Annotated in this window: 22 protein-coding genes; 15 read left to right on the top strand and 7 right to left on the bottom strand. The window is 63.9% G+C overall.

Annotated features, from left to right (window positions below; translation table 11 throughout):
- Positions 1-4: 4 nt before the first annotated feature.
- The 5 genes from AC5ZG1_RS13690 (at position 5) to AC5ZG1_RS13670 (ending at position 5,075) form a co-directional block, all read left to right on the top strand.
- Complete coding sequence (locus tag AC5ZG1_RS13690; RefSeq protein WP_496133160.1) at positions 5-1,225, top strand: ABC transporter substrate-binding protein; 1,221 nt, start codon at positions 5-7, stop codon at positions 1,223-1,225.
- Between the two features lie 68 nt (positions 1,226-1,293).
- A complete protein-coding gene (locus AC5ZG1_RS13685; protein WP_028166033.1) occupies positions 1,294-2,157 on the top strand; it encodes a branched-chain amino acid ABC transporter permease in 864 nt (287 codons plus the stop codon).
- A gap of 1 nt (position 2,158) precedes the next feature.
- Positions 2,159-3,127 carry a branched-chain amino acid ABC transporter permease gene (locus AC5ZG1_RS13680; protein WP_028166034.1) on the top strand — a complete coding sequence of 323 codons (969 nt, stop codon included), beginning with the start codon at positions 2,159-2,161 and terminating at the stop codon, positions 3,125-3,127.
- Positions 3,128-3,329: 202 nt separating this feature from the next.
- Complete coding sequence (locus AC5ZG1_RS13675; protein ID WP_496133169.1) at positions 3,330-3,974, top strand: DUF47 domain-containing protein; 645 nt, start codon at positions 3,330-3,332, stop codon at positions 3,972-3,974.
- 96 nt (positions 3,975-4,070) lie between these two features.
- Entirely contained in the window at positions 4,071-5,075 is a 1,005-nt protein-coding gene (locus AC5ZG1_RS13670) for an inorganic phosphate transporter (RefSeq protein ID WP_456641709.1), read from the top strand.
- Here AC5ZG1_RS13670 and sugE read toward each other — a convergent pair whose 3' ends face one another.
- Complete coding sequence (gene sugE, locus AC5ZG1_RS13665; RefSeq protein WP_028166037.1) at positions 5,076-5,390, bottom strand: quaternary ammonium compound efflux SMR transporter SugE; 315 nt, start codon at positions 5,388-5,390, stop codon at positions 5,076-5,078.
- Between the two features lie 155 nt (positions 5,391-5,545).
- Between sugE and AC5ZG1_RS13660 the strand changes: the two genes are divergently transcribed.
- From AC5ZG1_RS13660 to AC5ZG1_RS13640, 5 genes are all read left to right on the top strand, one after another.
- Positions 5,546-7,165 (top strand): peptide chain release factor 3, encoded by a 1,620-nt coding sequence (locus AC5ZG1_RS13660; protein ID WP_456641708.1) that lies wholly within the window; start codon positions 5,546-5,548, stop codon positions 7,163-7,165.
- A 235-nt stretch (positions 7,166-7,400) separates the two neighbouring features.
- Positions 7,401-8,009 carry a UCP034077 family protein gene (locus AC5ZG1_RS13655; protein WP_496133159.1) on the top strand — a complete coding sequence of 203 codons (609 nt, stop codon included), beginning with the start codon at positions 7,401-7,403 and terminating at the stop codon, positions 8,007-8,009.
- 217 nt (positions 8,010-8,226) lie between these two features.
- On the top strand, positions 8,227-8,811 hold the full coding sequence (locus AC5ZG1_RS13650; RefSeq protein WP_130226758.1) for an NnrU family protein: 585 nt from the start codon (positions 8,227-8,229) through the stop codon (positions 8,809-8,811).
- A 2-nt stretch (positions 8,812-8,813) separates the two neighbouring features.
- Complete coding sequence (gene panB / locus AC5ZG1_RS13645) at positions 8,814-9,635, top strand: 3-methyl-2-oxobutanoate hydroxymethyltransferase (RefSeq protein WP_496133158.1); 822 nt, start codon at positions 8,814-8,816, stop codon at positions 9,633-9,635.
- 4 nt (positions 9,636-9,639) lie between these two features.
- The gene (locus AC5ZG1_RS13640) at positions 9,640-11,223 is read left to right on the top strand and encodes a class I adenylate-forming enzyme family protein (protein ID WP_496133157.1); all 1,584 of its coding nucleotides are present in this window, start codon (positions 9,640-9,642) and stop codon (positions 11,221-11,223) included.
- Positions 11,224-11,481: 258 nt separating this feature from the next.
- On the opposite strand, the gene AC5ZG1_RS13635 is transcribed toward AC5ZG1_RS13640, so the two are convergent.
- The gene (locus tag AC5ZG1_RS13635; RefSeq protein ID WP_496133156.1) at positions 11,482-11,880 is read right to left on the bottom strand and encodes an ester cyclase; all 399 of its coding nucleotides are present in this window, start codon (positions 11,878-11,880) and stop codon (positions 11,482-11,484) included.
- Between AC5ZG1_RS13635 and AC5ZG1_RS13630 the strand changes: the two genes are divergently transcribed.
- The 5 genes from AC5ZG1_RS13630 (at position 11,869) to AC5ZG1_RS13610 (ending at position 16,842) form a co-directional block, all read left to right on the top strand.
- A complete protein-coding gene (locus AC5ZG1_RS13630; protein WP_496133155.1) occupies positions 11,869-12,585 on the top strand; it encodes a hypothetical protein in 717 nt (238 codons plus the stop codon). The two genes, AC5ZG1_RS13635 and AC5ZG1_RS13630, sit on opposite strands and share 12 nt — an antisense overlap.
- A 306-nt stretch (positions 12,586-12,891) precedes the next feature.
- Positions 12,892-13,545: a tetratricopeptide repeat protein gene (locus tag AC5ZG1_RS13625; RefSeq protein ID WP_496133154.1), complete on the top strand. Its 654-nt coding sequence runs from the start codon at positions 12,892-12,894 to the stop codon at positions 13,543-13,545.
- Positions 13,546-13,579: 34 nt separating this feature from the next.
- Positions 13,580-14,161: a hypothetical protein gene (locus AC5ZG1_RS13620; protein ID WP_208826904.1), complete on the top strand. Its 582-nt coding sequence runs from the start codon at positions 13,580-13,582 to the stop codon at positions 14,159-14,161.
- A 57-nt stretch (positions 14,162-14,218) separates the two neighbouring features.
- Positions 14,219-15,598 (top strand): ribosome biogenesis GTPase Der, encoded by a 1,380-nt coding sequence (gene der / locus AC5ZG1_RS13615; RefSeq protein WP_130230298.1) that lies wholly within the window; start codon positions 14,219-14,221, stop codon positions 15,596-15,598.
- Positions 15,595-16,842 (top strand): TCR/Tet family MFS transporter, encoded by a 1,248-nt coding sequence (locus AC5ZG1_RS13610; protein ID WP_496133153.1) that lies wholly within the window; start codon positions 15,595-15,597, stop codon positions 16,840-16,842. Before der ends, AC5ZG1_RS13610 begins: the two co-directional genes overlap by 4 nt.
- Positions 16,843-16,971: 129 nt before the next feature.
- Here the strand turns inward: AC5ZG1_RS13610 and AC5ZG1_RS13605 are convergent, their stop codons facing one another.
- From AC5ZG1_RS13605 to AC5ZG1_RS13585, 5 genes are all read right to left on the bottom strand, one after another.
- Positions 16,972-18,210: an ABC transporter substrate-binding protein gene (locus AC5ZG1_RS13605; RefSeq protein WP_028166049.1), complete on the bottom strand. Its 1,239-nt coding sequence runs from the start codon at positions 18,208-18,210 to the stop codon at positions 16,972-16,974.
- 123 nt (positions 18,211-18,333) lie between these two features.
- Positions 18,334-19,458, bottom strand: a complete 1,125-nt coding sequence (locus AC5ZG1_RS13600) for an NHL repeat-containing protein (protein WP_496133152.1) — start codon at positions 19,456-19,458, stop codon at positions 18,334-18,336.
- 171 nt (positions 19,459-19,629) lie between these two features.
- Positions 19,630-20,370 carry an SDR family NAD(P)-dependent oxidoreductase gene (locus AC5ZG1_RS13595; protein ID WP_496133151.1) on the bottom strand — a complete coding sequence of 247 codons (741 nt, stop codon included), beginning with the start codon at positions 20,368-20,370 and terminating at the stop codon, positions 19,630-19,632.
- A gap of 123 nt (positions 20,371-20,493) precedes the next feature.
- Positions 20,494-22,005, bottom strand: coding sequence for an amidophosphoribosyltransferase (purF, locus tag AC5ZG1_RS13590; RefSeq protein WP_456641851.1), 1,512 nt, complete (start codon positions 22,003-22,005; stop codon positions 20,494-20,496).
- A gap of 62 nt (positions 22,006-22,067) precedes the next feature.
- A complete protein-coding gene (locus tag AC5ZG1_RS13585; RefSeq protein WP_028166053.1) occupies positions 22,068-22,697 on the bottom strand; it encodes a CvpA family protein in 630 nt (209 codons plus the stop codon).
- Between the last annotated feature and the right edge of the window lie 134 nt (positions 22,698-22,831).

Raw genomic sequence — 22,831 nt, 5'->3', positions numbered from 1 at the left:
TCATATGAAGAACAGGATTTCGGCGTTGCTGCTTGGCACCGCCCTGACGTTCGCTACGGCTGGCCTCGCGCTTGCGCAGGACAAGACTGTCAAGATCGGTGCGCTCTCCGACCAGTCCGGGCTTTATTCAGATCTCGGCGGGCCCGGCTCGACGCTCGCGGCGCAGATGGCGGTTGAGGACTCCGGGCTTCTCGCCAAGGGCTGGAAGATCGACGTCATTTCCGGGGATCACCAGAACAAGCCCGACATCGGCTCCACCATTGCGCGGCAGTGGTTCGACGTCGACAAGGTCGACATCATCGTCGACGTGCCGAATTCCGGCGTGGCGCTTGCCGTCAACAACGTCGTCAAGGAGAAGAACGGCGTCTACATCAACTCCGGCGCGGCGACCTCGGACCTGACCAACGCGCAGTGCACGCCGAACACGGTGCATTGGACCTACGACACTTACATGCTGGCGCATTCCACCGGACAGGCGCTGGTGAAATCCGGCGGTGACACCTGGTTCTTCCTCACCGCCGACTACGCCTTCGGCGCCGCGTTGGAGCGCGACACGACGGCCGTCATCACCGCCAATGGCGGCAAGGTGCTCGGCAGCGTCAAGCATCCGCTCAACACCTCGGACTTCTCGTCCTTCCTGCTGCAGGCGCAATCGTCCAAGGCCAAGATCATCGGCCTTGCCAATGCGGGCGGCGACACCACCAACTCGATCAAGCAGGCGGCTGAATTCGGCATCGTCTCCGGCGGCCAGAAGCTGGCGGCGCTGCTGTTGTTCCTCACCGACGTCAAGGCGCTCGGGCTCGATGTCGCGCAGGGCCTGAACTTCACCGAGACCTTCTATTGGGACATGAACGACCAGACCCGGACGTTCGCCAAGCGTTTCGGCGAGCGTTCGAAGAACCACGCCATGCCGTCCATGGTTCAGGCCGGCGTCTATGCGGGCCTGCGTCACTATTTCAAGGCGCTGGAAGCGCTTGGCGGCAATCCGCATGACGGCGTCAAGGTCGTGGAGAAGATGAAGTCGATCCCGACCGAGGACGATCTGTTTGGCAAGGGCGAAATCCAGCCGAACGGCCGCGCCATCCATCCGGCGTACCTGTTCGAGGTGAAGAAGCCTTCGGAATCCAAGGGGCCCTGGGATTTCTACAAGCTGGTCGCCACCGTTCCGGCCGACCAGGCGTTCACGCCGCTTTCCGAAAGCAAGTGCGCGCTGCTCAAGAAGTAACTATCATCGCCCGCCGGCGGTGAAGCCGGCGGGCTCCATTTGGGGGGAGGGGGGCGAAGGCCAACGCGATGCAGGCTCTCTACGCACAGCTACTTGTGGGACTGATCAACGGCTCGTTTTACGCGCTGCTCAGCCTGGGGCTTGCCGTGATCTTCGGCATGCTCAACATCATCAATTTCGCCCATGGCGCGCTCTACATGATGGGCGCCTTCTGCGCCTATTTCCTGCTCAACATCGCCGGCATCAACTATTGGTGGGCGCTGCTCATCGCGCCCATCGTGGTCGGCATCTTCGGCATGATCCTGGAGCGGACCATGCTGCAATGGCTGTCCGGGCTCGACCACGTCTATGGCCTGCTGCTGACCTTCGGCATCGCGCTGATCATCCAGGGCATCTTCCAGAACTATTTCGGCTCCTCCGGCCTGCCGTACCAGATTCCCGACGCGCTCCGCGGCGGCATCAATCTCGGCTTCATGTTCCTGCCGATCTATCGCGGCTGGGTGGTCGTGTTCTCGCTGGTGATATGCCTGGCCACCTGGTTCCTGATCGAGAAGACGCAGCTCGGCGCCTACTTGCGCGCTGCGACCGAAAATCCGACGCTGGTACGCGCGTTCGGCATCAACGTGCCGAGGATGATTACGCTCACCTACGGCCTCGGCGTCGGGCTTGCGGCGCTCGCGGGCGTGCTGTCGGCACCGATCAACCAGGTCCGGCCGCTGATGGGCGCCGACCTCATCATCGTCGTGTTCGCGGTGGTGGTGATCGGCGGTATGGGATCGATCATGGGATCGATCATCACCGGTTTTGCGCTCGGCGTGATCGAGGGACTGACCAAGTATTTCTACCCCGAGGCTTCCAACACCGTCGTGTTCGTTCTGATGGTGCTGGTCCTGCTTGTGAAGCCGACGGGACTGACTGGACGGGCGGCCTGATATGTCAGCACTTACCGACGATACCCTGCCGGTCACGCCGCGCGCGATGCGCGACGAGATGGTCGCCTTCGCCGTGATGGCGGTGCTGCTGGCCATCGTGCCGCTCACCGGCATCTATCCGTTCTTCGTGATGCAGGCGCTGTGCTTTGCGCTGCTCGCCTGCGCCTTCAACCTCTTGGTCGGCTATGGCGGCCTGCTGTCGTTCGGCCACGCGATGTTCCTGGGCACCGCCGGCTACGTCTCGGCGCATGCGCTGAAGGTGTGGGCGCTGCCGCCGGAGCTCGGCATCATCATCGGCACGGCCGCGGCCTGCGGGCTTGCCGTCATCACCGGCTACATCTCGATCCGCCGGCAGGGCATCTACTTCTCGATGATCACGCTGGCGCTGTCGCAGCTCCTCTACTTCATCTACCTGCAGGCGCCGTTTACCCATGGCGAAGACGGCATCCAGGGCATTCCGCAGGGCTTCCTGTTCGGCGTCTTCAACCTCGCCAAGCCGACAGTGCTCTATTACGTCGTGCTCGCCGGCTTCCTCGGCGGCTTCCTCCTGATCTACCGGACCATCAACTCGCCCTTCGGCGAGGTGCTGAAGTCGATCCGCGAGAACGAGCCGCGGGCGATTTCGCTCGGCTACAAGACCGACCAGTACAAGCTGCTCGCCTTCATCCTGTCTGGCACGCTGGCGGGCTTTGCCGGCTCGCTCAAGGTGTTCGTGGCCCAGAACGCCTCGCTGACCGACGTGCACTGGTCGATGTCCGGCGAGATCGTGCTGATGACGCTGGTTGGCGGCCTCGGCACCATCTTCGGTCCCGTGGTCGGCGCCTTCATCATCATCGCCATGCAGCAATATCTGGCCGGTTACGGCCAGTGGGTGACCGTGATCCAGGGCGTCATTTTCGTCGCCTGCGTGCTGACCTTCCGCCGCGGCATCATCGGCGAGGTCGCGCGTTTGCTCAGGCGGTCGCTGTAGGACCATCGGCCGGCCCGCTCGATTGGAGCCCAACGCCACACTGTTGCGTTGGGCCGTCGGGGGCATCGGAGCCACGAGCTACAAAGCGGTGGATGACCCGGTTCCGCCCGCGGAGCGCTGGCCGTCCCTGTACAAAATGTTCTATGACAGTTTTGTGACAGGTGATCCCGGAGCGTCCTCCGGAAGGATGGATTTTGAGCCTATGCTGCGCTGGTTTCGAAGCTTTTTGCCCAAGGAGGAGCGGTTTTTCGACCTGTTCGCCCGGCATGCCAAGACCGCGGTCCAGTGCGCGATGGCGCTGCAGGACATGCTGAAGGGTGGGGACGAGACGCCGGTCCACTGCCAGCGCGTCAACCAGTTCGAGAATGACGCCGACAACATCACCCGCGAGGTTCTGACTGCCGTCCGCCGCACCTTCATCACCCCGTTCGACCGCGGCGACATCAAGAACCTGATCACGGCCATGGACGATGCCGTCGACCAGATGCAGCAGACCGCCAAGGCGGTGGTGCTGTTCGAGGTGCGTGAGTTCGAGCCGCCGATGCGCGAAATGGGCACTCTGATCGTCGAATGCGCCGACCTGGTCGGGCGCGCGCTGCCGCTGTTGCAGTCGATCGGCAGCAACGTCGCGATGCTGACGCAGATCACGGAGGAACTGACCAAGCTCGAGGGCCGGGTCGACGATCTCCACGACATCGGGCTGAAGGAGCTCTATCTCAAGCACCGCGACGCCAACACGATGGATTTCATCGTCGGTGCCGAGATCTACGATCACCTCGAAAAAGTCGCCGACCGCTTCGATGACGTCGCCAACGAGATCAACTCGATCGTGATCGAACAGGTCTGAGCATGATCCCGAAAAGTGGGCACCGGTTTTCCCCGCGACAAACGCGCAGCGTTTGCGCGCAGATCATGCTCAAGAAAATAAAGTAGGGCGGTTTACGTGGACGCCACGCTTGGTCTTCCGATCCTGGTGATCCTGATCGCGGTCGCCCTGCTGTTCGATTTCCTGAACGGCCTGCACGATGCCGCGAATTCGATCGCGACCATCGTCTCGACGCGCGTGCTGCGGCCGCAGTATGCGGTGTTCTGGGCGGCGTTCTTCAACTTCATCGCCTTCATGGTGTTCGGCCTGCATGTCGCCAATACCATCGGCACCGGGATCATCGAGCCCGAGGTCGTCGATGTGACCGTGATCTTCGCCGCGCTGGTCGGCGCCATCGTCTGGAACGTGATCACCTGGGCGCTCGGCATTCCCTCGTCGAGCTCGCATGCCCTGATCGGCGGCCTGATTGGTGGCGGCATGGCGAAGGCGGGGATCTCGGCGGCGGTGTGGAGCGGCCTCTCCAAGACGCTGCTCGCAATCGTGCTGTCGCCGCTGGTCGGTTTCCTGCTGGCCTTGGTGCTGGTTGCGATCGTGTCCTGGCTCTCGGTGCGGTCGACGCCGTTCGCCGTCGACCGCGCCTTCCGCACCCTGCAATTCGTCTCCGCCTCGCTCTATTCGCTCGGCCATGGCGGCAACGACGCGCAGAAGACCATGGGCATCATCGGCGTGCTGCTGTATTCGCAGGGGCATCTCGGCGAGGAGTTTCACATTCCATTTTGGGTGGTGCTGGCCTGTCAGGCGGCGATGGCGATGGGCACCCTGATGGGCGGCTGGCGCATCGTCCGCACCATGGGCCTGCGCATCACGAAGCTGACGCCGATGCAGGGTTTCTGCGCGGAGACCGGCGGGGCGGCGACCCTGTTCATGGCGACCTTCCTCGGGGTTCCCGTTTCCACCACCCACACCATCACCGGCGCCATCGTCGGCGTCGGTGCGGCGCGCCGGATGTCGGCGGTGCGCTGGAATGTCGCAAGCTCGATCGTCTATGCCTGGGTCATCACCATCCCGGCCGCGGCGGCGGTTGCGGCCGTTACCTATTGGGTGGTGTTGGCGCTGCGCTGATCAGGTCACAAGCTTGAGGCCGACAATGCCGGCCACGATCAGCCCGATGCTCGACAGCCGAAGCGCGGTGGCCGGTTCGCCGAACAGGACGATGCCGAGCATCGCCGTTCCGACCGCGCCGATGCCGGTCCACACCGCATAGGCGGTTCCGATCGGCAGTGTCTTCAGCGCGAGCCCGAGCAGGACGATGCTGCCGACCATGCTCAAAAGCGTCAGCGCCGATGGAACGAGCCTTGTGAAACCTTCGGTATATTTGAGCCCGATCGCCCAACCGATCTCCATCAGACCGGCGATGAGCAAGATAGTCCAGGCCATGACGACCCTCCTTGATAAGGCAGGGTCGTCCCCGCGGCTATTATCGCGAACAGGAAGGTCGTCCTTCCTGTGCGCGAATATGGGGCTGGCTTTGGCGCTCCGCAATCACCATATAGGCTTGATTGACACTGGTTTCCCTGCCAAACGCTCCCGCCATGTCCGACCTTGCCCTGACAGCCGAATCGCCGTCTCGTTCCCCGCTTGCCGATGAAGTGGCGCGGCGGCGCACGTTTGCGATCATCTCGCACCCGGACGCCGGCAAGACCACGCTGACCGAAAAGCTCCTCTTGTTCGGCGGCGCCATCAATCTCGCCGGCCAGGTCAAGGCCAAGGGCGAACGGCGGAACACGCGTTCCGACTGGATGAAGATCGAGCGCGAGCGCGGCATCTCGGTGGTCACCTCGGTGATGACCTTCGAGTTCCAGGACCACGTGTTCAACCTCCTGGACACGCCGGGCCATGAGGACTTTTCGGAAGACACCTATCGGACGCTGACCGCAGTCGACTCCGCGGTGATGGTGATCGACGCCGCCAAAGGTATCGAAGCCCGCACGCGAAAACTGTTCGAAGTGTGCCGCCTGCGCGACATCCCGATCATCACCTTCATCAACAAGATGGACCGCGAGAGCCGCGACACTTTCGACCTCCTGGACGAGATCGAAAAGACGCTGGCGCTTGACACCACGCCGATGACCTGGCCGGTCGGCCGCGGCCGCGATTTCATGGGCACCTATGACGTTCGGAACGGCGGCGTGCGCCTGCTCGAGGGCGGCGGCGCCAAGACCGGGCAGGCCGAGCAGATCGACATCGCCGATCTCGCCAGCCGCAATCCCAACCTCGACGTCGCCGAGATCAAGGACGAGCTCGCGCTGGTGTCGGAAGCCTGCAAGCCGTTCGAGCTCGACGCGTTTCGCGAGGGCCATCTGACGCCGGTCTATTTCGGCAGCGCGCTGCGCAATTTCGGCGTCGGCGACCTCCTGGAAGGTCTCGGTCAGTTCGCGCCGGCGCCTCGCGCGCAGGATTCCGACCTGCGCAAGGTCGAGGCATCGGAGCCGCGCATGAGCGCCTTCGTGTTCAAGATCCAGGCCAACATGGATCCGAACCACCGCGACCGCATCGCGTTCGCGCGGCTCTGTTCGGGCAAGCTCAGCCGCGGCATGAAGGCCAAGCTGGTGCGCACCGGCAAGAACATGAGCCTGTCGAGCCCGCAATTCTTCTTCGCCCAGGATCGTTCGGTGGCTGACGAAGCTTTCGCCGGCGACGTCGTCGGCATTCCCAATCACGGCACGCTGCGGATCGGCGATACGCTCACCGAAGGCGAGGAATTGACCTTCGTCGGCGTGCCGAGCTTCGCGCCGGAAATCGTCCGCCGCGTGCGGCTGACGGACGCGATGAAGGCGAAGAAATTGAAGGAAGCCTTGCAGCAGATGTCCGAGGAGGGCGTCGTGCAGGTGTTCCGCCCGCGCGACGGCGCTCCGGCCCTGGTCGGCGTGGTCGGTCCGCTGCAGCTCGACGTGCTGAAGGCACGGCTGGATGCCGAATACTCGCTGCCCGTGGAATTCGAAGTGTCCGAATTCCAGCTCGCGCGCTGGATCTCCTCCGACGACCGCAAGAAGCTCGAAGCGTTCATCGCTTCCAACGGTTCTGGGATCGCCGACGATGTCGACGGCGATCCCGTGTTCATGGCCAGGAACGAATTCTATCTCGGCTACACCCAGGAGCGCGCCGAGGGTATCACCTTCTCCAACGTCAAGGACGTCAAGCGGAAGGGGTAGGGGCGGCGTCGCACCGGCCGTCGTCCCCCGCGAAGGCGGGGGACCGAGTACGCCGTGGCCTCTCCGTGAAGCACGATCGTCTCTGGAATACTGGATCGCCCGATCAAGTCGGGCGATGACAGCGGTACGGGCGGAACCGCCAGGCCGCGCACGCAAGGAAGTGAACGCGTGCGAGCTTGATGACGTCCCTCGCGCCCCTCATTTTCATCGAGGCGGCATCCAAAGGGCTTCTCTCATGCTGCGACGCGTCGTGATCTGCAACGCCCTCGTCGTCTTCGGAATTTCCGCGGGCCATGCCGCCGAGCGGCTTCGGCACCAGATCAACCCCGTGCCGTTCGCGCATACGCCCTGCAGCGTGCTCGAGGAAGGACCCTGCACGCCGTCCTATTGCGGCGTGTTTAGCACTTGGCCGTGCATCCCCGAGATGAACTACCCCTATGGCGAGAACCTGCAGCTCACGATCATGACGGTGCCGCCGCAGGATCAGGCGGCCAAATACAAGAAGCCTGATCACGATCTCGATACCATCGGCGATCTCTTCCAGGCGCTGCGCTCCTGTTGGACGCCGCCGCCGGCCGACGACGGGCGTGAGGGCATGCAGATGTCGGTCCGTTTCAGCTTCAAGCGATCCGGCGAGATGATCGGAGCGCCGCGCATGACGTTCGCCACCTCAGGCGTTCCCGCGGATACCCGCACCACCTACCTGAACGCGATCGACGCCTCGCTGAAAGGCTGCCTGCCGCTCAAATTCAGTAGCGGCCTCGGCGGCGCGCTCGCCGGCCGCCCGATCGCGATCCGCTATGTCGACAACCGCGAATTGGGCAAGCAGGCGGAGAAGCCGTAAGCCCCTGACCGTCGTCATTGCCGGGCTCGACCCGGCAATCCATCCCTCAAGAGAATCATTATTGTCCGCTGCGCGGAAGATGGATACGCGGGTCAAGCCCGCCTATGACGCGCGGAGGGTCGATGCCAAGGGCTCGCCCATTTTGGCGCATTGCACTCCATGCGGCTAAAATGATACGCGAGGCTCAATAACCGCACCACGCCGAGGGAGGGACATCGTGGGACTGCTGGTGATGATCCTGGGACTGATCCTGTTCTTCGCCGTCCACACGCTCACGACCCAGCGCGGCTTGCGCGCGCGCTGCATCGATGCAATGGGCGAGGGTGGCTACAAGATCGCCTATTCGGTGGTCTCCGCGGTCGGGCTCGCGCTGATCATCTGGGGATTTGCCCGTTATCGCGCGACCGGCTGGATCGACGTCTGGTATCCGCCGACATTCCTGAAGCACATCACGATCGCGCTGATGCTGCCGGCCGTGATCCTGGTGGTGGCCTCCTACATCCGCGGCCGCATCTACACGACGCTGAAACATCCGATGCTCGCCGGCATCAAATTATGGGCGGCGGCGCATCTGCTCGCCAATGGCGATCTCGGTTCGATCATCCTGTTCGGCTCGTTCCTGGCCTGGGCGGTGTTTGATCGCATCTCGCTGAAACATCGCACTGACGCCGGCGGCCCGCCGATCCCGGTCGGCGGCGCCGGCAATGATGCGATCGCGGTGGCGGTCGGCGTCATCGCCTATGTCGCACTGGCCTTCGCGTTCCATCCGGTCGTGATTGGCGTCCCCGTCGTTGGAGCTTAACTATGTCCGTACAATCAGCCATCAAGCGCAAGACCGCACCCGATATCCGCGCCCGCAAGAACGGCGAGCCGATCGTGATGCTGACGTCGTATCACGCGCATACCGCGGCGCTGGTCGACCGCTACTGCGACGTCATCCTGGTCGGCGATTCTCTCGGCAACGTCATGCATGGGCTCGAGACTACTGTGCCCGTCACGCTGGAGATGATGATCCTGCAGGGGCGCGCTGTGATGCGCGGCTCCGAGCGCGCGCTCGTCGTGGTGGACATGCCGTTCGGCTCCTATGAGGCGTCAAAGGAGCAGGCGTTTCATTCCGCGGTGCGGATCTTGAAGGAGACCGAGTGCGGCGCGGTGAAGCTCGAAGGCGGCGCCCGCATGGCCGAGACCGTGGCGTTCCTGACCGAGCGCGGCATTCCCGTGATGGGCCATATCGGGCTGACGCCGCAATCGATCAACACGCTCGGCTCGTTCCGCGCGCAGGGGCGCGACGAGAGGGGCTGGGCGCCGATCGAGAACGACGCCAAGGCGATCGCGGAAGCCGGCGCCTTCTCGGTCGTGATCGAGGCCGTGGCCGAGCCGCTCGCGCGCAAGATCACGCAAGAGATCGCCATTCCCACCATCGGCATCGGCGCAAGCGCCGCCTGCGACGGCCAGGTGCTGGTGCTCGAGGACATGCTCGGACTGTCGCCGCGCACCCCGAAATTCGTCCGCCGCTACGGCAATCTCGGGCCCTCGATCGAAGCGGCCATCGAAGGCTATGCCGCCGACGTCCGCACGCGCAAATTCCCCGGGCCCGAGCATGTCTACGACATGAAAAAGAGCTAGCCAGATGGACTGGTCAGGCCATTCGATTCCGGACATGCGGCTTGAAGCGCGTTTCGGCGACCGCGTCGTGCCGGTGTTTTGCGAGCGGCCGAACAGCATCTGGGCAATGATATCGGACGCCGCCGCAAGAAACCCTGACGGCGAGGCGCTGATCTGCGACGACAGGCGGATGAGCTGGCGCGAGGTCGTGCAGCAATCGGCGCAGGTCGCCGCCGGATTGCAGAAGCTCGGCCTGCGCGCCGGCGATCGTGTCGCGGTGCTGCTCGGCAATCGCATCGAATTCGTACTGACGCTGTTCGCCGCCGCGCATGCGGGGCTGGTGACCGTGCTGCTCTCGACGCGGCAGCAGAAGCCCGAGATCGCCTATGTCTTGAGTGACTGCGGCGCCAGGCTCCTGATCCACGAGGCGAGCCTTGCCGAGCGTGCGCCCGACGCGGCCTATGTCCCCGCGCTGGAGCATCGGATTTCGGTCAGCGATGACAGCACCTCGCAATTCGCGGCACTGCTGGACAATGCGCCATCCGAAGCGCCCGCAATGGTCGGCGAAGAGGATATCGCGATGATCCTCTACACATCAGGCACCACGGGACGGCCGAAAGGCGCGATGCTCGCGCATTGCAACGTCATCCATTCCTCGATGGTGTTCGTGTCCACCCTGAAACTCACAGCGGCGGATCGTTCGATCGCGGCCGTGCCGCTGGCGCATGTCACCGGCGCGGTCGCCAATATCACGACCATGGCTTGCTGCGGCGGCGCGCTGATCATCATGCCCGAGTTCAAGGCGGCGGAATATCTGAAGGTCGCCTCCCGCGAGCGCGTCACCTACACCGTGATGGTGCCGGCGATGTACAATCTCTGCCTGCTGCAGCCGGATTTCGACAGTTACGATCTCTCGAGCTGGCGCATCGGCGGCGCCCCGATGCCGGTTGCGACGATCGAGCGATTGGACGCGAAATTGCCCGGACTGAAGCTCGCGAACTGCTACGGCGCCACCGAGACCACATCGCCCTCGACCCTGATGCCGGGCGAATTGACGGCTGCGCATATCGACAGCGTCGGCCTGCCGTGCCCCGGCGCGGAGATCATCGTGATGGACGGCAATCACCGCGAGCTGCCGCGCGGCGAGATCGGCGAGATCTGGATCCGCAGCGGCTCGGTCATCAAGGGCTACTGGAACAATCCGCAGGCGACCACTGAGAGCTTCACCGCCGGCTTCTGGCACTCCGGCGATCTCGGCTCAATCGACGAGCGCGATTTTGTCCGCGTGCTCGATCGCGCCAAGGACATGATCAACCGCGGCGGCCTGAAGATCTATTCCGCCGAAGTCGAGTCGGTGCTGGCAGGCCATCCCGCAGTCGTGGAGAGCGCGATCATCGCCAAGCCCTGTCCGGTGCTGGGCGAGCGCGTCCATGCGGTGGTGGCGACCCGCGACGAGGTTGGCGCAGAAGTTTTGCGCGCCTGGTGCGCCGAGCGGTTGTCCGACTACAAGGTGCCGGAAACAATGGCGATCACGCGCGACCCGTTGCCGCGCAATGCCAACGGCAAGGTGATCAAGCGACAGTTACGCGAAGCGCTGGCGGGGCTATAGGGTGGGCAAAGCCAACGGGTCGCGCGAACGCGCGCCCCATGACAGGCTCCGCGTGCCCACCTCTTCTTGCATCGCTCTTGATGGTGGGCACGCTGCGCTTTGCCCACCCTACGCGACTGTAACAACGCCCACCGGTGTCGTCCCCGCGAAGGCGGGGACCCATAACCACAGGGAGGTGTTGTGGCGCGAGCGAGCAGTTGCAGCGGCGCACATCACAAGCGGCAGCGACGGCTATAGCTCAAGCCCGGGACGACGGCGTCATTGCGAGCGTCGCAACTGGGCTTCGATGGCCGGCTTATCTATGACCGACCAAACCTCGACGATCTTACCTTCCCGAAATTCGTAAATAACGTTCTCGGCGAACGAAACTCGTTTCCCGTCGATCTTGAGCCCGAGAAATTCTCCTTTCGGCGTGCAGTCGAAGAGCAGGCGGCTCGACACGTAAGGCGGCTCCGCGATCAAGAGCTGGATATTGAACGAGAGGTCCGGGATCTGCTGAAAGTCATTTTCGAGCATCTCGCGATAGCCTGACAATCCAATCTGTCGGCCATTGTGACGTACGTCATCGTGGACGAACCGTCCCAAATTCGTCCAGTCCTGCGCGTTCAAGCAGGTGATGTAGTCTCGATAGACTTTGGATAGATATTGCGGCGTCACGACAAACCTCCCTTAGCGCAGGTATCCGAGATCAATGGGTTCCATCGCCACCACGGTCACATCGCTGCCCTGCGAATGCGCTGTGGCTGTCAGGACAACCTTTACCCAGCCTGGCAGCCAAGGCATATTTCCCCAACGATTTTTAAGGGATTTCGCAAGGCGATGAACCAGGGAATCCAGCAGGTCGTTGGCGCCTATGTCAGACTGAAGAATGTGACGGCGCTGTTGGAGATGAAGGCTCACCGAAAGGAACTGCTCTCTCGGGCGCTTGACACGGATCAGTTCAGCCTCGCGCTATCACGTGATCTGTGCCGGCAGGATCTCGCCGCGATCGAAGACGGCGTCCAGGATATCTTGAAGGGTGGCACGCTGCGAGGTTACGTCGATCATATAAAGCCTCACACCATTGCTGGCTGGGCTCAGTGCGTCGACTATCCCGAAATCCCGCTTCGCGTGGAACTCTATTTTGACGGCAGACTGGTCGGTAGCATTCTGGCCGACCGCTATCGACAGGATCTCGAAAACGCCGATCTTGGAAGCGGCAACCACAGTTTCCAATTCAAACCCGATCAACACGCTTTCCTTGCGGCAGAACTGATCGAGGTTGCGGCGCCGGATGGCAAGCTCCTTCACGGGGGAACGTTGAAGCGGACAACTGCGGCGAGTGCAGACCCGCCGCTGCTCGCGCTCAATCCTTCGCCGTAACCGATCTGCCCGGCTTTAGAGCATGATCCGGAAAAGTGGGTACCGGTTTTCCCTCGCGACAAACGCGAAGCGTTTGCGCGGAGATCATGCTCAAACAAAAAGATAGAGCGGGATGATGATTCGAAGAAAAATCATCACGCTCTAGGCTCTCCGGGAGCAGGCAGCCTTCCACCGTTAACGCTTTGATCCGCCTCGCTTTGCCTTGCCACCGCCATATCATTAAGGTAACGCCGCCGCGATGTGGGGATCGGGCGCGCCTGCCGCCTGAGCGTTTTGCTTCGCCCTCCGGGGATGGGATAGCCTTAAGTGTCTGAATTATTTAGTGAAGTCGACGAGGAACTACGTCGCGAGCAGCTCAAGAAGCTGTGGGACAAGTATTCGCTTCTGATCATTGCGGTCGCGATTCTGATCGTCGCCGGCGTCGGCGGCTGGCGCGGCTACGAATACCTCCAGGCCCAGAAGGCGGCCGAGGCGGGGGCTGCATTCGACCGGGCTGTCGAGCTGTCCGAACAGAACAAGCGCGCCGAGGCGGAGGCCGCTTTCGCCGACCTGGCTGCGAAGGCGCCGGCCGGTTACCGGGTGCTGGCGCGACTGCGGCTGGCTGCCGAAATCGCAGCCCGCGACCCGCAGGCGGCCGCGAAGATGTATGACGAGATCGCGGCCGACCGCAGCGTCGGTGTGGCGGATCAGGACCTGGCGCGGATCCGGGCCGCGCAATTGCTGCTGGAAACCGCGACCTACCAGAACATGCTGCAGCGGCTCGAGCCCGCCACCGCGGCGAACTCGACCTTCCGTCACACCGCGCGCGAGTTGCTGGCGTTATCGGCCTATCGTGCCAATGACGCGGCCGCGGCGCGGCAGTGGCTCGACCTGATCGCCAACGATGCCGAGACGCCGCCGAGCCTGCGCTCGCGCGCCGAGGCGCTGCAGGCGCTCCTGCCGCCTGTCGCCAAGAGCTGATTGAGAGGCTAACGAGTTGAGTGAGGGATTGCCCATGCGCCGCTCGCAACGTCTGATCGCAGCCGCTGTCGCCATTGCGCTTTGCAGCGTGCTGGCCGGCTGCGGGGGCGGCGGCCTCTCCAATTTCGACCCATCGGACCTGCTCGATTTCCTCGACACCAAGAAGAAGCTGCCGGGTGAGCGCAAGCCGGTGTTTCCGGATGGCGTGCCGGGCCTTGAGCAGGGCGTGCCGAAGGAGCTCTACAAGGGCTCGCAGCAACAGCAGATCGATGAGCAGAACGCGCAGGCTGCCGCCGCCGCTGCTCCGCCGCCACAGCCTCCGCCGGAGCAGGCGAAGTCGAAGCGGTCGGCCAAGGGCAGGGCGGCTGCCGCGAGCACGGCGCCCGCAGCCGAGCCGGCCGCCGCTGATCCTAATGCCGCACCGTCCGAGGAGGGCGCGGCCGCCGCACTGCCGCCGGAGCCGAAGGCAAAGAGGATGGCGCGCAAGCGCACCACCGCGCCGCCGCCCGATCAGACGACGGCCCAACCGGCCGCTCAGCCGGAACCCGCACAGCCCACGCAGCAATCCTCCGCACCATTCCCGGCTCCAATGCCGAGCGGCAGTTTTACGCGCTAGTTCCTGCTAGACTCTATTGACCGACACGCGTTTCCGCGAACAGCGCTTTGATGATCCATGTCCTTTACGATCGCCATCATCGGCCGGCCCAATGTCGGAAAGTCGACGCTGTTCAACCGTCTGGTCGGGCAGAAGCTCGCGCTGGTCGATGACGAGCCCGGCGTAACGCGCGACCGCCGCGAGGGGCAGGCGCGGCTCGGCGATCTCGAATTCACCATCATCGATACCGCCGGTCTCGACGAGGGCGCCAAGGGCTCGCTGACTGCGCGCATGCAGGAGCAGACTGAAACCGCGATCGGCCTTGCTGACGCGCTGATGTTCGTGATCGACGCGCGGGTGGGGCTGACGCCGACCGACCGCGCCTTCGCCGATTTCGCCCGCCGCGCCAACAAGCCGGTGGTGCTTGTCGCCAACAAGGCCGAGGGCAAACATGGCGAGCTCGGCGCGATGGAATCCTACGCGCTGGGCCTGGGCGATCCGGTGCAGATTTCCGCCGAGCACGGCGAGGGCATGGGCGAGCTTTATGACGCGCTGAGCGTGCTGATGCCGGCGCCCGCTGAAGACGACGACCTCGAGGATGATGCGCCTGAAACCGAGGAGGACGTCGCCAAACGTCCGATCCGCGTCGCCATCGTCGGCCGCCCCAACGCCGGCAAGTCGACGCTGATCAATCATCTCCTTGGCGAGGAGCGGCTCTTGACCAGTCCGGAAGCCGGCACAACGCGGGACTCCATTGCGGTCGAGATCAACTGGCAGGGCCGCGACTTCCGCCTGTTCGATACCGCGGGCTTGCGGCGGCGGTCGCGGATCGAAGAGAAGCTTGAGAAGCTCTCAGTCGCCGACGCGTTGCGCGCAGTGCGCTTCGCCGAAGTCGTCGTGCTGATGATGGACGCGCAGAACAAGTTCGAGGAGCAGGACCTGCGCATCGCCGATCTGGTCGAGCGCGAGGGCCGCGCGATCGTGCTCGCGGTCAACAAATGGGACCTGGTCGAGCGTAAGCCGAACCTGATCTCGGGCCTCCGCGCCGACGCCGATCATTGGCTGCCGCAGGTGAAGGGCGTGCCCATCGTTGCGGTGTCCGGGCTGATGGGCGAGGGCGTCGATCGCCTGATGAAGGCGATCGAGGAGGCCTATGCCACCTGGAACAAGCGCGTTCCCACCGCCGCGCTCAACCGCTGGTTCGAGCAGGCGATCGCGGCCAATCCGCCGCCCGCGGTCTCCGGCCGCAGGTTGAAGCTGAACTACATCACCCAGAACAAGGCGCGGCCGCCGAGCTTCGTGCTGTTCTGCTCGCGCGCCGACGCCGTGCCGCAATCCTATTTGCGCTATCTCACCAACTCGCTGCGCGAGACCTTTGACCTGCCGGGCACGCCGGTGCGCATCACGCTGCGCGAAAAAGCCAATCCCTTCGCCCACAAGCGCAAGCGGCCGTCATGAGCGAAGAGGCGGCCGTCATCGATGCTCCGCCGAGGCGGAGCGGCGCCGCGATCTTCATCTTCGGCACCGTCCTGCTCGACATGCTGGCGCTCGGCGTTGTCATTCCGATCTTGCCGAAACTGATCGAGGGCTTCGTCGACAACGATACCGCGAGCGCCGCGCGCATCTTCGGCCTGTTCGGCACCGCCTGGGCGTTGATGCAATTACTCTTCTCGCCGATCCTCGGCGGATTGTCCGACAGGTTCGGGCGGCGTCCGGTGGTGCTATTGTCGAACTTCGGTCTTGCCGCCGACTATGTGCTGATGGCGCTGGCGCCATCGCTGGTCTGGCTGTTCATCGGCCGCCTGATTTCGGGCATCACCTCGGCAAGCATCTCGACCGCTTTTGCCTACATCACCGACGTCACCGCGCCGGAGCAGCGCGCCGCCATGTTCGGCAAGATCGGCGTCGCCTTCGGTGCCGGCTTCATCCTGGGGCCGGCGCTTGGCGGTCTGCTCGGCGGCTTCGATCCGCGATTGCCGTTCTGGGTTGCGGCGGGCTTGAGCTTTGCCAACGGACTCTATGGCCTCTTGATCCTGCCGGAGTCGCTGCCGCGAGAGCGTCGTTCGCCGTTCCGCTGGAAGAGCGCCAATCCGGTCGGCGCGCTGCATCTATTGGGCTCGGACCGCGTGCTCGCAGGGCTCTCGTTGGCGAATTTCTTCGCGCAGCTCGCCCATGTCGTGCTGCCCTCGACCTACGTGCTCTATGCGACCTATCGCTACGGCTGGGACACCGCCACTGTCGGCGCGACGCTCGCGCTGGTCGGCCTCTGCCAGATGATCGTGCAGGGCGCGGCGATCGGGCCGATCGTCAAGCGCTTCGGCGAGCGGCGGGCACTGTTGTTCGGCCTCGCCTGTGGCGCGATCGGCTTTCTGATTTTCGCGAGCGCGCCGACCGGAACGCTGTCCTGGTTCGGTATTCCCGTGATGGCGCTGTGGGGCGTTGCGGGCGCGGCAATCCAGGCGCTGATGACGCAGCTTGTTGCGCCCGACCAGCAGGGCCAGCTCCAGGGCGCCACCACCAGTGTGCAGAGCGTGTCCCAGCTCGTGGGACCGTTCCTGTTCACGCTGACATTCGCGCATTTCATCGGCACAAGCGCGCCGTTCAAATTGCCGGGCGCGCCGTTCTTCCTCGCAGCAGCATTGTTGCTGCTGGCGCTATTGGTTGCATCGCTGACGCTCGCGAGGAAAGCGCAGGCTTCGTAGGGTGGGCAAAGCCAACGGGTCGCGCGAACGCGCGCCCGATGACAGGCTCCGCGTGCCCACCATCGCGAGCACAGCAGGCGATGGTGGGCACGGCGCTTCGCGCCTTTGCCTACCCTACGCATCACGCCATTACTTCTTCACCAGCGGGCACTCGCTGGCTTCCAGCGGCTTGGCCGCGTCTTCCGGCGCGATGGTGGCGATCAGCTTGTAATAGTCCCAGGGATATTTGGACTCTTCCGGCTTCTTCACCTCGAACAGATAGGCCGGGATGATGCGGCGGCCGTCGATGCGCAGCGGGCCCTTGCCGAACAGCGGGTCATCGGTCGGCAGTTCCTTCATCTTGACGACGGTCTTGGCGCCGTCATGTGGGTTGCCGCCCATCGCTTCCAGCGCCTTCAGATAATGCAGGGTGGCCGCGTAATTGCCGGCGACCGTCATCGACGGCATCATGCCCTTCGGCGACACCTTGGCAAAGCGCTTCGACCATTCGCGGGTCTTGTCGTTCAGATCCCAGTAGAAGGATTCCGTAAACGTCAGGCCCTGCGCGGTCTTCAGGCCGAGCGAATGCACGTCGGTGATGAACAGCAGGAGTGCCGCAAGCTTCTGGCCGCCGGAGACGATGCCGAATTCCGACGCCTGCTTGATCGAGTTCGTGGTGTCACCGCCGGCATTCGCGAGCCCGACCACCTTCGCCTTCGAGGACTGCGCCTGCAGCAGGAAGGAGGAGAAGTCGGAGGTGTTGAGCGGATGCTTCACGCTGCCCAGCACCTTGCCACCATTGGCGAGAACGACCGCGGTGGTGTCGCGCTCCAGCGCATGGCCGAAGGCGTAGTCGGCGGTGAGGAAGAACCAGCTGTCGCCGCCGGCCTTGGTCAGCGCCTTGCCGGTGCCGTTGGCGAGCATGTAGGTGTCGTAGGTGTAGGAGATCGTGTTCGGCGTGCAGGCCTTGCCAGTGAGATCGGCGGTGGCCGCGCCCGAGTTGAGCAGCACCGCATTCTTCTCCTTGACGAGGTTGCTGACCGCGAGCGCGACGCCCGAGTTCGGCGTGTCGACGATGACGTCGACCTTCTCGTTGTCGATCCATTGCCGGGCGATGTTGACGCCGACATCAGGCTTGTTCTGGTGATCGCCGCTCAGCACCTCGATCTTCCAGCCCTTGTTACGCAGGCCGGAATCCTCGACCGCCATGTTAACCGCGGCGACCGAATTGGCGCCGCCGATGTCGGCGTAAAGGCTCGACATGTCGTTCAACACGCCGATCTTGACGGTTTTGTCTTGAGTTTTGTCTTGGGCGAAAGCCGGGGTCGCAAGACCCAATCCGGCGCAAGCGAATAGCGCGGCGTAGCGCCGCGCGCGCGTCGTTTTCATGTGTTCCCTCCTGTTAATGCCGGCGCAGCCCTCTTTTTTGGGGCCTTTGACCAGCGGCGCGGTCGGGGGTGACCCGATCCTCGGGTTCCCGATTATCCTGTCTCGCGCCTTCCGGCAATGCGCTTATCGTAGCGCATCGGAGGTCAGTTTGAATTTCTGGATGCGCTTGGCGTTGTCGACCTCGGCCGTATAGACGTTGCCCTTGGCGTCGACGGCCATGGCGTGGACCCAGTGGAATTGCCCGGCATTGCGGCCGCTGCGGCCGAAACTGCCGACGACCGTGCCATCGTCGCGCCTGATGATCCGGATCTCGTTGTTCTCGCCGTCGACGCTCAAGAGATAGGTTTGGTTCGGATCGGGCCAGAGCGCGATGTCCCATACCGCGCCGTTGCCGAGCGTGCTCTTTTCAAAGAACCACTCTTTGACGAAAGTGCCGTCCTTCTTGAATACCTGGATACGGTTGTTGATGCGGTCGCATACATAGACCAGCCCGTCACCCGCGAGCTTCACGCAATGCACGGGATTGCCGAATTGTTGGGCAACCGGCGCCTTGGGATCATAGGCGGCCTGCTTGTCGTCATCCGGCTTGTTGCCATAGGCGCCCCAGTGCCGCTTGTAGGCGCCGCTCGTGGCGTCGAACACGATCACGCGGCGGTTGCCGTAACCATCGGCGACGTAGATCTCGTTGGCCGCCTTGTCGATCGCGGTCTCCGCGGGCTTGCCGAGCTGGGTGGTGTCGTTAGAGCCTTTGCTCGGCGCGATCTTGCCGATCTGGGAGACGAACTTGCCGTCGAGCGTGAATTTCAGGATCGCGTTGTCATTGTCGGCATTGCCGCCGACCCAGACGAAGCCGCGCTCGTCGACCTCGATGCCGTGCTCGCGGCCGACCCATTCATAGCCTTCGCCGGGCCCGCCCCAGGCGCGCAACAGATTGCCGTCGGCGTCGAACTCGAGCACCGGCGGTGCGGGGACGCAGCATTTCGAACGCGGCGGATTGAGCGTTGCGCCTTTCTCGTCATCGGTCAGCGAGCGCGGGCGATGGATCACCCAGATATGGCCCTGCCAGTCGACGGTGATGCCGCCGACCTGTCCGAGGATCCAATTGTTCGGCAACGGCTTCGGCCAGGCTGCATCGACCGCGAAGGTCGGAATGTCGCCGGCATGCGACGGCGCCGACAGGCAGAAGCAGGCGATGCAGCTTAAGATGAATCCGAAAAGGGTGCGCGCGCGATTGAGCCTCGCCGTCATGGTTGCCTCCCGAGATTTTTCTTGGCGGTTTGCCCGCTCAGGTAGCAGTCAATCGCGCCGAGGGAGTTGAGTCAATCGCCCGTCATTGCGAGCGGAGCGAAGCAATCCATAGCGCCACAAGTGGAGGCGCGGATTGCTTCGTCGCTGCGCTCCTCGCAATGATCGAGAAAATCACGCCGGCGGATGGAAGCTCATCAGCTTGCGCGAGGGATAATCGTAGAACTTGCCGGTCTCCGTCCACTCCGGCGAACACATCGGCACGATGAACTCCGCCGCCTGCTCAGGCGTATCGAGATCCATCGGGTCTTCGCCCGGAAACACGGCGGCGCGCATGCGGGTGCGGATCGGGCCCGGGCTGAACAGGTTGATGCGCAGCCTCAAGGTCGCGGTCTCGTGGGCCCAGACGCGCACCAGCGTTTCCAGCGCGGCCTTCGACGCCGCATAGGGGCCGAGATAGGCGAGTGCCTTGTTGGCTGCACCCGAGGTGATGAACACCGCGCGTCCGGCGTCCGACACTTTCAGGAGTGGCTCCATGCAGCGGATGAGCTGGAAGTTCGCGGTGACGTTGACCGCCATCACGTCGTTCCACGATTTCAGATCGATGTGGCCGAGCGGCGAGGAAGGGCCGGCGACGCCGGCATTGCCGACGAGGATGTCGAGCTTGCCGTGGCGCTCATGCAGCGCTGCGCCCAAGCGGGCGATGCCGTCGGAATCGGTGAGGCTGAGCGGCACCAGCGTGGCGCTGCCGCCGCTTTGCCGGATCTCGTCGTCGAGCTCCTCGAGCCCTCCTTGCGTCCGCGCCACCGCCACGATATGCGCGCCGGCTTTGGCCAGCGCGAGCGCGGTGGCATAGCCGATGCCGCGCGAGGCGCCGGTGACGAGGGCGATGCGGGAGGCGAGGGGTTTTGTCATGGTTGTCCAAGTGTTCGTCATGGCCGGGCTTGTCCCGGGCATCCACGTGTTCTTGGCGCGGTATTACAGACGTGGATGGCCGGGACAAGCCCGGCCATGGCGGTGCAGGAGCGATAGTCTCTCTCAGCTCGCCTCCGCCAGCAGCGACAATTGCCGCGGCTGCGGCTCGGTTTCGCTGTGGTCGGTGAGGTGGGTGGGGTAAGCGCCCGTGAAGCAGTGGTCGGCGAATTTCGGGTTGGCGGGATCGCGGCCGTCGGGATAGCCCATGGCGCGATACATGCCGTCGATCGACAGGAAGGCCAGCGAGTCCGCGCCGATGATGTCGCGCATTTCCTCCAGCGTATGCGTCGCCGCCAAGAGGCCGCCGCGGTCGGGCAGGTCGATGCCGTAATAGTCGGGATAGAGGATCGGCGGCGAAGCGAGGCGGAAGTGCACTTCGAGGGCGCCGGCGTCGCGCATCATGCGCACGATCTTCTTCGAGGTGGTGCCGCGCACCAGCGAGTCGTCGATCAGGAGGATGCGCTTGCCCTCAATCGCGGCGCGGTTGGCCGAATGCTTCATGCGCACGCCGAGCTCGCGCACGCTCTGGGTCGGCTGGATGAAGGTGCGGCCGACATAGTGGTTGCGGATGATGCCAAGCTCGAACGGCACGCCGGAATACTGACTGTAGCCGACCGCGGCGGGCACGCCGGAATCCGGCACCGGCACGACGACGTCGATATCCGGATGGTTCTCGCGCGCAAGCTGCGCGCCGAATGCCTTGCGGACCTCATAGACCGAACGGCCGCCGACGATGGAGTCGGGCCGCGAGAAATAGATGTATTCGAAGATGCAGGGCCGCGGCGGCTTCGGCGGGAACGGCTTGTGCGTGTGCGCGCCTTCCTCATCGAACACGATGATCTCGCCGGGCTCGATGTCGCGGACATATTTCGCGCCGATCATGTCGAGCGCACAGGTCTCCGAGGTCAGGATCGGCCGGCCGTCGAGGTCGCCGAGCACGAGCGGCCGGATGCCGAGCGGATCGCGCGCGCCGACCAGCTTCTTGTTGGTCAGCGCGACCAGCGAATAGGCGCCCTCGATCGCGCGCAGCGCCTCGATGAAGCGATCGACAAAATGGCTGCGTTTGGACTGCGCCACCAGGTGCAGGATCACCTCGGTGTCGGTGGTCGACTGCATCATCGCGCCGTTCTTGACGAGCTCGCGGCGCAGCGACAGCCCGTTGGTGAGGTTGCCGTTATGGCCGACCGCAAAGCCGCCGGCGTTGAGCTCGGCGAACAGCGGCTGCACGTTGCGCAGGATGGTGGCGCCGGTGGTGGAATAGCGGACATGGCCGACTGCGGTCGAGCCGGGCAGGCGTTCGATCACTTCGCGGCGGGAGAAGGTGTCGCCGACCAGGCCGAGCCGTCGCTCAGAGTGGAAGCGGCTGCCGTCGAAGGTGACGATGCCGCAAGCTTCCTGGCCGCGATGCTGGAGGGCGTGCAATCCGAGCGCCGTGATGGTGGCGGCTTCGGGGTGACCGAAAATGCCGAACACGCCGCACTCTTCGCGTAGCGTGTCGCCTTCCAGATCATCCTGCAATTCGATGGACCCGGAGTACGGGTCAAGCTGCTCGGCGTGATCGGAAGGGGATTGCATCGCGTTCATCGCCTTTCTTTGTAGCCTGTGCGGGATTTAGCGCAACAAGCCTAAGCCAAGGTTTAACGGCCCGCAGGTTTTTCGATCAGCTTTTTAAGGCTGTCGCGGGCAGGTTTACTATAGCCATCGCCCGACGCCGGCGCGGTGGGTTCGGCGTCAGTCTGATCGTCTTCCGGTTTGTTTTTCTTGAACCGCTTTAAGATGGTGTTCTCGGGGTCATCAGGCAAGAGCGACATCAGCCAATCCCCGGTTCCTTGCAGCACCACGCGGGATTTTGCGCCCGTCACCCAGTCCGGCCGCTGCTTGTCAGGAACCAGCCAGCTGAAGAACAGGAAGGCGACGACCACGATCAGGAGCCCGCGCGCCAGCCCGAACAGGAAGCCGAGCGTGCGGTCGAGCGCGCCGATGCGTGAATCCAGGATCATGTCGGAAATCCGCACCGTGATGATGGACACCACAATCAGGGTACCGATGAACGTGCCGGCGACCACGACGACGGCGGCGACCGTGTCGTTGTTGAAGTAAGTTTTGGCGGTCGGCAAAAGCTTCGAGAAAGCATAGAGCGTGACCAGCGCCGCCGCGCCCCAGGCCGCGATCGACAGGATCTCGCGCATGAAGCCGCGCACCATCGCAAGCAGGCCCGAGATCAGCATCACCGCGAGCAGGACGAGATCGAGGATCGTTATCGGCATCGGGTGGTCAGGTCCGCTCGTTCTTCTTACGGGTCGTGCAGGGCTCGGCCGCCGCGAATCGGCGTTTCGGTTCCGTGCTAGCTGAGGGGCTTATAGCGTCTCCGGCAAGGCCGGAAAGCGCCTGTCCCACGCGG

The organism is Bradyrhizobium sp. Leo78 (assembly GCF_059512425.1).
This window is presented reverse-complemented; position numbering and strand designations above follow the sequence as displayed.